Raw genomic sequence first — 11,027 nt, 5'->3', positions numbered from 1 at the left:
ATATCGAATATGTTGAGAAAAAAATTACGTTTTTTAAAAGCATGCTTATTAGCCTTGTCTTTAACAGTTGTAGCTGTAAATGCAGCCGAATCTGATTCTAACGTAAAATGGGCATTTGGTCGTATAAAATCTCTTGAGGGGGATTGGAAAAAAGAAGGGTCTGATCGGGAGAAATTCTATATTAATTTTTCTCAAATGGCTGGTGGTGCTGTACTAATTGAGAATTGGATCTATGATGGACAATCCCGCCCACTTACCATATACCATATGAATAATGGAACTCTTCTTGCTGCACATTACTGTCCCCAGGGGAAACAACCACGTTTATGGCTAGAAGGCCATGTAAGTGATGAGCAGTTAGCTTTCACATTTATGGATGTTACAAGCTTAAAAAACTCTTTAGTAAATCATCAGCACGATTTGGCTTTTAAATGACTGAAAAACGACAAACTGCTACGCAGAGAAAGCTATATTGAGGCAGGCAGTCTTGTTCCGCCTGAGATGATGTTAGTTCGTAGATAAGCTGTCATTGCTCCCTAAGCAAAATTACTGACACTTATTTCATTGAATAAAGAAGGGCTGTGATTTTTCCTGCCATCTTTTTTTATGCGTTTGCTTAAACGAAATTCCAATAAAGTAGTATGATACTCGAGATATAGAACTTTAGTGCCATAAGTTCAAAAAAGTGCCGTCGATGTAGCCTGCCTTGGTTGCAAGGCTATATTTTATCCGTTGGCGACGACCTGATAAGTTAAGCATCACTTGGTGAGAAATATCGATTGTGGGGATTTTTTAAATAAATACAAAATGAAGGAGTGGTAAAAAATGGAATTGATTATTTTTGTAATCATAATGGTGGCAGTTCTTGTTTTGCCATTAAAGTTGGCCGCTGCTATGTTAGGTGCAAGAAATACAGGGGTTTTTTATTGTCTTTTTGCTCTGTTATTAGCATTAATTATTCAGAGGATTGTTGGTGGGATGTTGCCTGGAGTTAGTGACAGTGCAGGTGTCCTACTAACGATTCCATTAGCGGCAATTGCCTATATGCTGGTTTTAGGCACTGGTTTCTTAAAAGCAATTCTTATTGCTTTACTGCAGGGGGTAATCACTTTCTTTGCCATGTTGCTATTTGCGGGAATGTTTGCAAATATCTAGTTACTTTATTTGGATTTCAGTTGTACTTTAACAAGTCTGTTTTCTGCAAGCAGGGAGCCTACCCTAAGGACCCTGCTTAAGTTATTATCCAGTCAAAATTCAATACAAACAAATCTCATCCCAAGGTTTATTTTCTTCTTCTCCGAGCCTGAGGGGAGATAACAATTCTTCTTACCCTTAATCTGCAATTTTATATATAGAGAATCACTGTTTATTTTCCAGCGTGCTTATCTGGTTTCCCTCTTGCTGAGTGAAGGTTTTCTTTTTGTAAAAAGTGGCTCAGTGCATCGAAGTATGCGGGAAAAGCTTCATATTGGGGGATATGTCCGACGTTGGTAAGTTCCACTAGTTTCGCATTAGGGATTGCTTCGGCGGCTTGCCGGCCCAGCTGATCATAACGTCCAAGGGAACTCTGAAGTGCCGCAGGTGCGCGATTGCGGCCGATGGCAGTGCGATCTCGGGTACCGATAATGAGTAAGGTTGGCACTTTCAGATCGGAAAATTCATAAAGTACAGGCTGGGTAAAAACCATTTCGGAAGTAAGTGCGTCTATCATGCCCATATGGGCGGCATCGGGTCCTAGGGTCCAACCGGCCTGGATACCGAGAAGGGGTGTATACCGGGCTTGCCACTCCCCTGCAAAGTAGGCGTTGGACATATAGCGTTGGATACTTTCCGGTGTTTGTGCTTGTTCCCTGGCGATAGCTTTTTGCAATGGTTCATAGGGTACAACGCGCTTCCAGTCCTCAAGGCCGATAGGGTTTATCAGAGCGAGCTTCTGGGCTACCTGTGGATACATCAGTGCAAAGCGCACTGCTAACATGCCCCCCATAGAGTGGCCAACCACCGCAACCTCGGTTATCCGGAGGTGATCCAGCAGTGCTTTGGTATCAGCGGACATACTGTGCAAGGTGTACTGGCGTAGGGGTTTACTGGATTTCCCAAAGCCAATCTGGTCTGGTGCAACTACTCGGTAACCCAGCTGGCTAAGCGCATCAATGGTGTCTTCCCAGTAAGCACCAGAAAAATTTTTGCCATGTAAAAGTAGGACAGTACCTCGCTGGGCTCTTTTTCCGAAGGCTGGTACATCCATGTAGGCGAGGGATACAGGCTGATTTTGCCACGTTTGCTGGAATACCTTTACCGGATAGGGGTATTTGTAATCGCTCAGGAGTGCATCCTGTGGTTTGATCTGATTATTTACCGGTGCCTGAGCATAGGCATGCACTAGAGTGTTAAATATCAAAATGCTGATAAAAATGTAAAAACTGGGGGTTTCATTGGCCTTCCTATCCTATTTGCCTGAATAGTGACAGAGAATGCACACTATAGAGAGATTCGGCTGCGCTAGAAAAAGGGCCCGAGGAATTGTGGGCCCGCGGGGAAAAGCGTCAGGCATGCACGCCGAGTAGGGGTTTGTCCTGGCTGGGCATAGGCAGTTGTGGTAAGTCTTTAACCGCTTGCATTAGCCCTTCCTGGAAAAGCCGTGCGGCTTTGTCTTTTTCTCCCAGCGCTTCGAACAGGCGGGCAAGTTCAGCGGAAGTTACTGGGTCTTGACGTAACAACAGGCTCTTTTCTAAATACTGTTGGGCTTTCCCCCACAACTCATTACGCATACACAGGCGGCCGAGGCAAGTGAGGAGGTCGGCACTTTCTCCGTATTCCTTAAGCCAGCCCTCGGCGGCAGAAAGCTGTGCAGAAGAATCAGCTCCAGTAAGGCAGCCATATAAATCAGCCAGTTTGGGGTTCCACTCTCTGTTTAGTAGCCAGCGCAGATGTTTCTCTGCTTCGATATCGTCACCGATCTGATGCAGTAGCCGTGTATATAGATTGCGCAACTCCATATTACGCTGCCAGCGCCCGTTCAGACTGTGCCAGACACCCTGTAATGTTTCACTGTCATTGCGGTTTGCAGCCTCATTCAACTGGTGCTGGTAAACTTCCAATTCTAGCTTCTGCAATTCTTCATCATGCATGTTGGCGTGTTTTTCCAACTCTGGCAGAAGCTCACGCAGGCTGCTCCAGTCGCCCAGAGAGTAATAAGCCTGTTTTAGCAGTTGCAGTAAGGCGGGATGTTTGGGCTCTAGTTGTTTGGCCCTTTTAAGGCTGGCGATACACTGCTCATAATGTTTGTCCTGGAGTTGCATACGTGCCTGACTGAGAGCCACGGCAAGGCGGGTATCCTCTCCGCAAGCTTCTGCTTTTGCCAGAAGCTCATTGGCCTCCTCGCGAAAGCCCAGTTCAAAGGCGCTACGCGCCGCTGCCAGATAATTGATCAATGGTGCTTCAGAGCGTGGCGCACTTTTCAAAAGCTGCCGCCGTGCGCGGGACCAGTTGCCCTCCATAAATTCCACCAAACCGCTGGTGAGCCTCCGACGGGCGATACGTTGGCGGCCAAAACGAAGACGGTCGACACTTCCTCTAATCGCCCGAAACAGACTGCGCGCGAGCCAGACCAGTATAAAGAAAGCGAATAACAGGGACACCAATGCGACTATGGCGAACCAGAGATTCATCTCATAACCTTTGTTCAATGCGCCACCAAAACCGATGATCAGATATCCCGGATAATTTTGATTGATTTGTGGCAGCAGGGCGCCGAGTAGTAGCAGCGCTATAGCGATAAAAAGGACCTTTCTCACTGAGCTGTCTCCTCCAGTGCGGGACCACCTTGGCCGGAGGTTTTATGCAGGCGCTCGATATAGTTGTACAGGGCTAACTGTGAGGCGTTTAGATCAGGCATTTGCGCCAGGATGGGTTGTCTGCTTAGCTCAGCCAGCTGTTCGGCCAGCGCATTGCGCTGAGCGTTGGCAGTGCCATAAGTCAATAGCAGCTCGCGGGCACTGTCCAGGGCATCCTTGTATACCCTAGAGTCGCCGCGCAGCAGAGCGAGCTGCGCCTGCTCCATATTTAAACGCAGGGTCTGGCGAAAGCGTGTTTCACTCTGCGGAGAGAGCATGACAGGGTTGATATCACCATCAATGGGGCGAACTGAATCACGGAGGAAGGAGGTAAATCGATGCCAACTGCGCTCCCAGGGAGCCTGATCGACTTGTGCAGGCTCCGCCTTAGGCTCTTCTTCCTGGGTCTGGGTCATGGTGAATTCCGGTTGAATATTGGCGCGGATCAACTGCTCCTCCAGGGCACGTAGGCGCACGTAAATCCCCTCCCGGTCTACATTCTCGACCAGTCTCAGTGCGGTGATATCTTTCGCCAATTGTTGGCGTACGCCATATAAATCAGGCAGGTTAACTTGGCGGAGTATTTTGTCGACTTTCTCCACCAGGCCCAGGGCAGCGCGGCTGTTATCTTCCAGCATAAGGCGCTGATTGGCCATGCGCAGTAAGTAATCGGCCTCAGCAAGCTGCCAGTCCTGGCGGCTCACATTACCCAGCTCACTCAAGCGATTGCCCTGCGCAGTGATACTGCGCTGCATGCTGGCCAGTTGCTGTTTCAGTTCCGAGATAGTATTTGCTTGTGCTTGAATCTGATTGCGTAGGCTGGCATCGGTCTGCTGCAGCTGGATGAGCTGCTGATTAGGATATGGAGTGGTCGGTTGGCCGGGTGTTTGAGCGGGCTGTGAAAAGCCTGATTCAGAATGTGCCTGGTTCGACAGCCCATCAGTGGTTGGTGCTTTCTCAGTAGGCTCTTCTGCCCGTTGTTCTGTATTAGCCTGCCGCGTTTGGGATGTATCTGTAACCTGGCGTGACTCATTACCAGTTGATGGTGAGAAACCCAGGTAAGCACTAATACGACTGCCTAGTTGAGGCCAGCTGAACCAGACGAAAGCGATGAGAGCTACTACCAGCAGGAAAAATACTAACCACCACCAGTTACCACCACTGTCTTTGGCAGTACTTCCAGCGGGCCTCCCTTGTGTCGCTTTGGCGAAGTTACTTGTGCTTTCCGCCTTGCCCTTATCCGCGGAAGTGGGCGCTACTTTTTTTGCGGAGTTGTTGTCCTGGGGTTTTTCGTTGGTCATGGGCATGGAGCGAAGCTGAAAATTGTCGTCGAATTATAGCGAGTGGCACCGGCCTTTATAGTCGGGGTGGCGCTGTTTTGGGAACTTTTACCAAATAGGGCGGAGAATCCGATGGAAACTCAGTTCAGTGCACGGTGCAGAGCTTCCAGCATAGCTTTGTCGCTGGCATTGATAGCAGTGTGGACCACGGAAAAGCCGATCCCCTTTGCCTGCCCGGCAACCCGGGCGCTTGGGCAGATAAGCGCTACTTGGCGCAATTGCTCCATTGAAGTTTGTTCGATGCAAAAGGATAGATTTGTGAGTGTTTCACCACTATGCACAGTAATGGCGTCTGCATCAACGCCATACTTTCTCAGTTGCTCCTGAGAGTTACTGGGTAGGGTGCGATTGTATAGCTCGCAATAATCCACCCGAGCACCACGAGCGCCCAAGGTGTCACCAATCAAAGTGCGCCCGCCACTGCCACGGAAAATAAGAATACGCTGCCCGCTAATCTCCTGCAGCGATGGCAGGCCAAGCAAATCCTCAGAATTCATATGAGCGCCGCTTTGCTCACAGGGAATGCCTCGAGCATCCAAGGCTTTTGCTGTGGCGGCGCCGATTGCATAGTAGCGCGGTCCTTGTGGCAATTGTGGCCAGTAGTCTTCCAGCCAATTCACTCCATAGTGCACGGCGTTCTGTGAGACAAAAATTGCCACTTCCACTTGATCAAAATCGAGGATACGTTTTTTGATTGCCTGTCGGGCATCGTCGCTCTCGAGGGGCTCAATACCCAGCATGGGAATGTTTTCCACCTGAGCGCCCTCTGCCTGTAGCAGAGCGCACCAGCTCCCCGACTGGTGAGCTGGTCGGGTGGTTAATATACGCTTGCCACGCAGGTGATTGGGCATTTTAAGAGTGCTCAGAGAGCGTCGAGAATTTTGTCGGCGCCACCGGCCAGTAGTTGCTCCGCCAGCTGGGTGCCAAGGGTCTCTCCGTCGGAGGCAGCACCGCGGCACTCGGCGCGAATCATGGTTGTACCGTCGGGGCTCCCTACCAAGCCTCGCAGCCACAGGCTGTCTTCATTCAATTCGGCGTAGCAGCCAATAGGTACCTGGCAGCCGCCGTTCAAACGCTTGACCAGGGCGCGTTCGGCGCGGAGGCGAGAGGCAGTTTCTACACAATGCAGGGGTTGTAGAAGTGCTTCCAGCTCAGCATCGCAGCGGGCTTCGATGCCTACGGCGCCCTGGCCACCGGCGGGCAGCAGTAGATCCGTTGGGAGGAAGCTGCGGATGCGCTCTGGCATTTCCAGGCGTAGCAGGCCGGCAGCAGCCAGGATAATCGCGTCGTATTCCCCGGCATCGAGCTTGGCTAAACGAGTATTTACGTTGCCGCGCAGAAACTTGACCTGTAAATCAGGGCGTTGTGCTAGAAGTTGGCACTGGCGACGCAAGCTTGAAGTGCCGACCACTGCGCCCTGGGGCAACTCTTCAAAACTGCCGTAGAGATTGCTGACAAATGCATCGCGGGGATCTTCGCGTTCACAAATGATAGGCAGGTGTAAGCCTTGTGGAAACTCCATAGGTACATCTTTCATGGAGTGTACGGCGATATCTGCGCGCCCCTCCAGCATTGCCACCTCCAGCTCTTTCACGAAGAGCCCCTTACCACCAACTTTGGTGAGGGGGATATCCAAAACCTGGTCGCCACGACTGGTCATAGGCAGTAATTCAATCAGAAGCTCGGGATATGCCTGCTGCAGACGGCCCTTCACGTAATTGGCTTGCCAAAGGGCCAGGGCGCTCTCGCGAGTGGCGATACGGATGCGGGAAATGGACATACTGCTCGATCAATTGGTTGAGTGGGAGGGCAATTCTATCAGACAGGTGCCTAACATGTTTCCAATGGCGGGATTCGGAGCGGGTAATTATCGGTCACGGGCTCGTAGCCAATCTTCAAGAATAATGCGTGCGGCAATGGAGTCCACCGGGTTGTCGGCGTAACTGCCGCGGTGACCTCGCTCAGCGGCCTCTTCCTTGGCGGCACGGGTACTGAGACGTTCGTCAATCATTTCCACTGGTAACCCGGTGCGCCCGTGCAGGCGCTGGCCAAACTTGCGCGCGCGCGCGCCGAATTCACTCTCAGTGCCGTCCATATTCAGAGGAAGGCCGACCAATAGGTAGTGCGGTTGCCACTCGTCAATTAAACGCTGAACTTTTTCCCAGTCCGGCTTGCCGTCCTTCGCTGGCAGTGGGGGCAGCTCCTTGGCACTGGCAGTCAGACTCTGGCCAAAAGCGAGGCCAATAGAGCGGGTGCCAAAATCGAAGGCGAGGGCGGTAACTGGTTTATTCATATGCCGGGCAGTTTTCATTGTAAACATGTGGGCGGGCAGTTTACTGCAAGAGGGGTGATCAGGCGTGTCCAGCCTGTGATCCGAGGCCGGAGAGGTCAATACCGTGACGCGCCGCAGCGCTCTGCCAGCGTTTTTCCACCGGGGTGGCAAATAGGATTTCGGGTTCCGCTGGCAGGGTCAGCCAAGCGTTCTCTACCAACTCCTGTTCCAACTGTCCCGGGCCCCAGCCGGCGTAGCCGAGGGCCAGTAGCACATCGTCCGGGCCGCGTCCGGCAGCGAGAGATTCAAGAATGTCCTTGGAGGCGGTGAGACTGATATCCATATTGATTTCGGTGGTCGAGTCAAATTTGATCCCGGCGCCGTGCAGTACAAAGCCCTGCTCCGGTGACATTGGCCCCCCCAGGAGTACGGCTTCTTCGCCCCGCAGGCTGGTGTCGTCTAGGGACAACTGTTCAAACACCTCTCTCCAGTGAACCTTGCTGGGGGCATTGATCACTATACCCATGGCGCCCTCTTCATTGTGCTCGACAATAAGCGCCACAGTTTGCTTGAAGCGCGGATCCTCCATGCCGGGCATGGCCAGCAGGAACTGGCCGCGCAAGCTGCCGTGGGTTAGGTCACTGTCGATATTGGAGTTGGGCATAGCTTGATTCTAGGTTGCCTGAGTGAAACGCAAGTTTAGCCGCGCTCGGGCAGCTCACCTGCACTGGTGGAGAAGCCGGTCATCTCAAAGCGCCAAGTGCGGATGATTTCCAGGCGATCGGCGTCCTTGCGAATTTCAGCAGGAAAAGGTGCAAAGGGCGCCGCCAGGCGAACAATTTGCTGGGCGGCATCATCGAGAATTCGCTCCCCGGAGGATTCAAGGATGACTACCTCCTCTACCGCGCCCGTGGGCAGTAGGCGTACCATCATACGCAGGCTGCCAGTAATTTGTTGCTGCAGGGCCTCTTCGGGGAAGTTGTCACTGCCGATGGCCTCTACTTTCTGGCGCCAGTCGTGTAGATATGTGGCGTCTGCAGATGCTTTGGTTGCGACTGAAGTTAGGCGGCGCACCCGTGGGCGCTGGGCGATTGTCTGGCGGATTTTATCCAGGCGGGCTTGCAGGCTGGCGATCTCGGGATTGGTGCGGGTCAAATCACTAGGAGCATCGCCACGCTTTTCTTCAGAAAATTTGTCTTCGGCAGGGAGTTCCGGAGCCTGCTGCGGGCTATTGCCAATAGTGGTGATCAGTTGTCGGCGCTGATCAGCTGGGCGAGCGGCCTGTTGCTGCGGCAAAGGGTTTACATCGTGAATTTGTGTGTCGTCAAACTCCGCGCGGCGATTGCTCGATAACTCCTTGGGGGTGTCAGCAGTGCCACTGGCTAGTTGGTTATATTGTGCCAGATAGTCAGCGTCTTCCGGTGCTTGTGCAGAATTATGTTGGGCCAGTGTGACTTCCAGAGTAGGCGCCGCTCGGCGCCCTTCAGGATCGGTAAAGGCCACGCCAAAAATCAAAAGCGCATGAATGGCGCCGGCGAGAAATAGCGAGAACACAAAACGCTCGCGTTGGGCTGCGTTAAGTGGCGTCGTGTTGGCGGTGGAATTCATTGTTTGTTATCGATTACTGCTTTTGTTGCCGAGCTTTTGCTCGGCTTTCCGCCCGGTCCGTTCACTGGCAAACAGCCTGGGTTAATTTAAAATTAAGCGCCCAGTTTACCCTTTTTGTGCCAATCGGTGTGTGATGGCGCTCATTAGTCGTGCACCGATATCGGTATTGTAAGCCGCATCAATCTCACGCACGCATGTTGGACTGGTGACATTGATCTCGGTGAGGTAATTGCCGATCACATCCAGGCCGACAAAAAGCAGCCCTTTCTTTTTCAGAGTGGGGGCAACCTGCTCCACAATCCAATGGTCACGATCAGTAAGTGGGCGCGCTTCACCACGCCCACCAGCGGCCAGATTGCCGCGTGTTTCACCCGCCTCGGGAATTCGCGCAAGGCAGAAGGGAATCGCTTCACCATCGACAACAAGAATCCGTTTATCACCATCCTTGATTTCGGGAATATAGCGTTGCGCCATGATCTGCTGGCGCCCATGTTTGGTGAGCATTTCCAATATTGCACCAAGGTTGGCACCGTCAGGCTTACAGTGAAAAATACCGGCGCCACCCATGCCATCCAGTGGTTTGAAGATTACATCTTGGTGGGCCTTGTGGAATTCACGCAGCCTGCGCATATCCCTACTTACCAGAACAGGTGGGCAGCACTGCGGGAAAGTGGTAGCGAAAATTTTCTCGTTACAGTCGCGCAAGGACTGGGGGTTGTTTACTACCAGCGCACCTTCGCGTTGTGCGGCCTCGAGAATATAAGTGGAATAAATGTACTCATTGTCAAAAGGGGGATCGACACGCATCAAAATAGTATCTAGTTCGCCCAGCGGCACTTCCTGGGGCTCCTCCAGGGAAAACCAGCACTTGGAATCGTCAAATACTTTGAGGGCCCGTGCCCTGCCAATTGCCCGGCCGTTGTCCAGATACAAGTCTGTTTGCTCGAAATAAAATAACTGAAAACCGCTGTCTTGTGCGGCCTGTAACAGTGCGAGTGTCGTATCTTTTTTAAAATTGATTTGGGCGATGGGGTCCATCACCACACCGAGGGAGTAATTCATATGGGCTTCCATATTTGATGGGATATTTCATCCCGCGCCGCGGTGGTTGTGGCTTTAGTAGTATGGCCACTCCCGATTTTTAAGATGGATAAGGTAAGAGCAGCTTCGTCAAGGTGCAACTTTTTAACACCTCCGACCGGGAGGGCGTGCAAAGTGGTGATAATTTGAGCTGCATCGCTAGGGGTATGTCGACTCTGCTAGATTCACCTGGGGTTCTGTGATAAAAGTTCCATCCAGTGTGCGATCTTGGCTAAGCGAGACACCCAGGCCCCATAGGCGGTCCAAATAAGGGTGCAGGTAAAAAATTTTCGCGTGCCCGAAAATAAGTAAACAGGGGATTCAAAAAAGACTATGGAGCTTAACTGGGAAAGTCTGACTGTAATGGTGATTGACGACAGTAAGACAATTCGCCGCACTGCTGAGACGTTGTTGCAAAAGGCGGGTTGTACTGTAGTCACAGCAACCGACGGTTTTGATGCGCTGGCAAAAATCGCGGACTCCCGTCCGGATGTTATTTTTGTCGATATTATGATGCCGCGCCTTGATGGCTATCAAACCTGCGCACTGATCAAAAATAACAGTGAGTTCCGCTCTACCCCTGTTGTAATGCTGTCGAGTAAGGATGGTTTGTTCGATAAGGCAAAAGGGCGCGTAGTTGGTTGCGATCAATATCTAACCAAGCCGTTTAGCAAGAGTGAACTTTTGGGCGCTATTTCCGCCCATGCTAAGCCGCACCACGCGGCTTGACAGCGCACATAAAAAGAATAAGGCCCTGTGGAGGCCACAAGCCTGCCGCAGGGCAGGATTTATATTGAGGGAAGCGCGATTTTTTCATCTATCAGGATGAAAAAATCCTGTAGTCAGGCAGTAAATTGGTAGTAAGTGCAGACTTGGCACACGCTAACAAAG

General features: G+C 51.6%; 12 protein-coding genes. 3 read left to right on the top strand and 9 right to left on the bottom strand.

Translation table 11 applies throughout. The annotated features are described in order from the left end of the window. Positions 1-9 precede the first annotated feature (9 nt). On the top strand, positions 10-435 hold the full coding sequence (locus P3339_RS21975) for a hypothetical protein (RefSeq protein ID WP_282951898.1): 426 nt from the start codon (positions 10-12) through the stop codon (positions 433-435). A 390-nt stretch (positions 436-825) separates the two neighbouring features. Continuing rightward, complete coding sequence (locus P3339_RS21970; protein WP_020413661.1) at positions 826-1,155, top strand: hypothetical protein; 330 nt, start codon at positions 826-828, stop codon at positions 1,153-1,155. 211 nt (positions 1,156-1,366) lie between these two features. Here P3339_RS21970 and P3339_RS21965 read toward each other — a convergent pair whose 3' ends face one another. From P3339_RS21965 to gshB, 9 genes are all read right to left on the bottom strand, one after another. Beyond that, on the bottom strand, positions 1,367-2,401 hold the full coding sequence (locus P3339_RS21965) for an alpha/beta fold hydrolase (protein ID WP_282951897.1): 1,035 nt from the start codon (positions 2,399-2,401) through the stop codon (positions 1,367-1,369). Positions 2,402-2,546: 145 nt separating this feature from the next. Beyond that, positions 2,547-3,797, bottom strand: a complete 1,251-nt coding sequence (locus tag P3339_RS21960) for a heme biosynthesis HemY N-terminal domain-containing protein (RefSeq protein ID WP_020413659.1) — start codon at positions 3,795-3,797, stop codon at positions 2,547-2,549. Then, positions 3,794-5,143: a uroporphyrinogen-III C-methyltransferase gene (locus tag P3339_RS21955; protein WP_282951896.1), complete on the bottom strand. Its 1,350-nt coding sequence runs from the start codon at positions 5,141-5,143 to the stop codon at positions 3,794-3,796. Before P3339_RS21955 ends, P3339_RS21960 begins: the two co-directional genes overlap by 4 nt. A gap of 113 nt (positions 5,144-5,256) precedes the next feature. Next, the gene (locus P3339_RS21950; protein WP_282951895.1) at positions 5,257-6,027 is read right to left on the bottom strand and encodes a uroporphyrinogen-III synthase; all 771 of its coding nucleotides are present in this window, start codon (positions 6,025-6,027) and stop codon (positions 5,257-5,259) included. Between the two features lie 11 nt (positions 6,028-6,038). Next, positions 6,039-6,956 (bottom strand): hydroxymethylbilane synthase, encoded by a 918-nt coding sequence (gene hemC / locus P3339_RS21945; protein ID WP_020413656.1) that lies wholly within the window; start codon positions 6,954-6,956, stop codon positions 6,039-6,041. An 87-nt stretch (positions 6,957-7,043) separates the two neighbouring features. Further along, positions 7,044-7,469: a Holliday junction resolvase RuvX gene (ruvX, locus tag P3339_RS21940; RefSeq protein ID WP_026305114.1), complete on the bottom strand. Its 426-nt coding sequence runs from the start codon at positions 7,467-7,469 to the stop codon at positions 7,044-7,046. 58 nt (positions 7,470-7,527) lie between these two features. Then, positions 7,528-8,112: a YqgE/AlgH family protein gene (locus P3339_RS21935; protein ID WP_020413654.1), complete on the bottom strand. Its 585-nt coding sequence runs from the start codon at positions 8,110-8,112 to the stop codon at positions 7,528-7,530. Between the two features lie 35 nt (positions 8,113-8,147). Beyond that, positions 8,148-9,056 carry an energy transducer TonB gene (locus P3339_RS21930; RefSeq protein ID WP_020413653.1) on the bottom strand — a complete coding sequence of 303 codons (909 nt, stop codon included), beginning with the start codon at positions 9,054-9,056 and terminating at the stop codon, positions 8,148-8,150. 105 nt (positions 9,057-9,161) lie between these two features. After that, positions 9,162-10,118 (bottom strand): glutathione synthase, encoded by a 957-nt coding sequence (gene gshB, locus P3339_RS21925; RefSeq protein ID WP_282951894.1) that lies wholly within the window; start codon positions 10,116-10,118, stop codon positions 9,162-9,164. Between the two features lie 351 nt (positions 10,119-10,469). Between gshB and pilG the strand changes: the two genes are divergently transcribed. Further along, complete coding sequence (gene pilG / locus P3339_RS21920) at positions 10,470-10,865, top strand: twitching motility response regulator PilG (RefSeq protein WP_020413651.1); 396 nt, start codon at positions 10,470-10,472, stop codon at positions 10,863-10,865. Positions 10,866-11,027: the final 162 nt, after the last annotated feature.

Origin of the sequence: Microbulbifer sp. MLAF003 (genome assembly GCF_030012965.1) — a bacterium.
In the GTDB taxonomy this organism is placed as follows: domain Bacteria; phylum Pseudomonadota; class Gammaproteobacteria; order Pseudomonadales; family Cellvibrionaceae; genus Microbulbifer; species Microbulbifer variabilis.
This window is presented reverse-complemented; position numbering and strand designations above follow the sequence as displayed.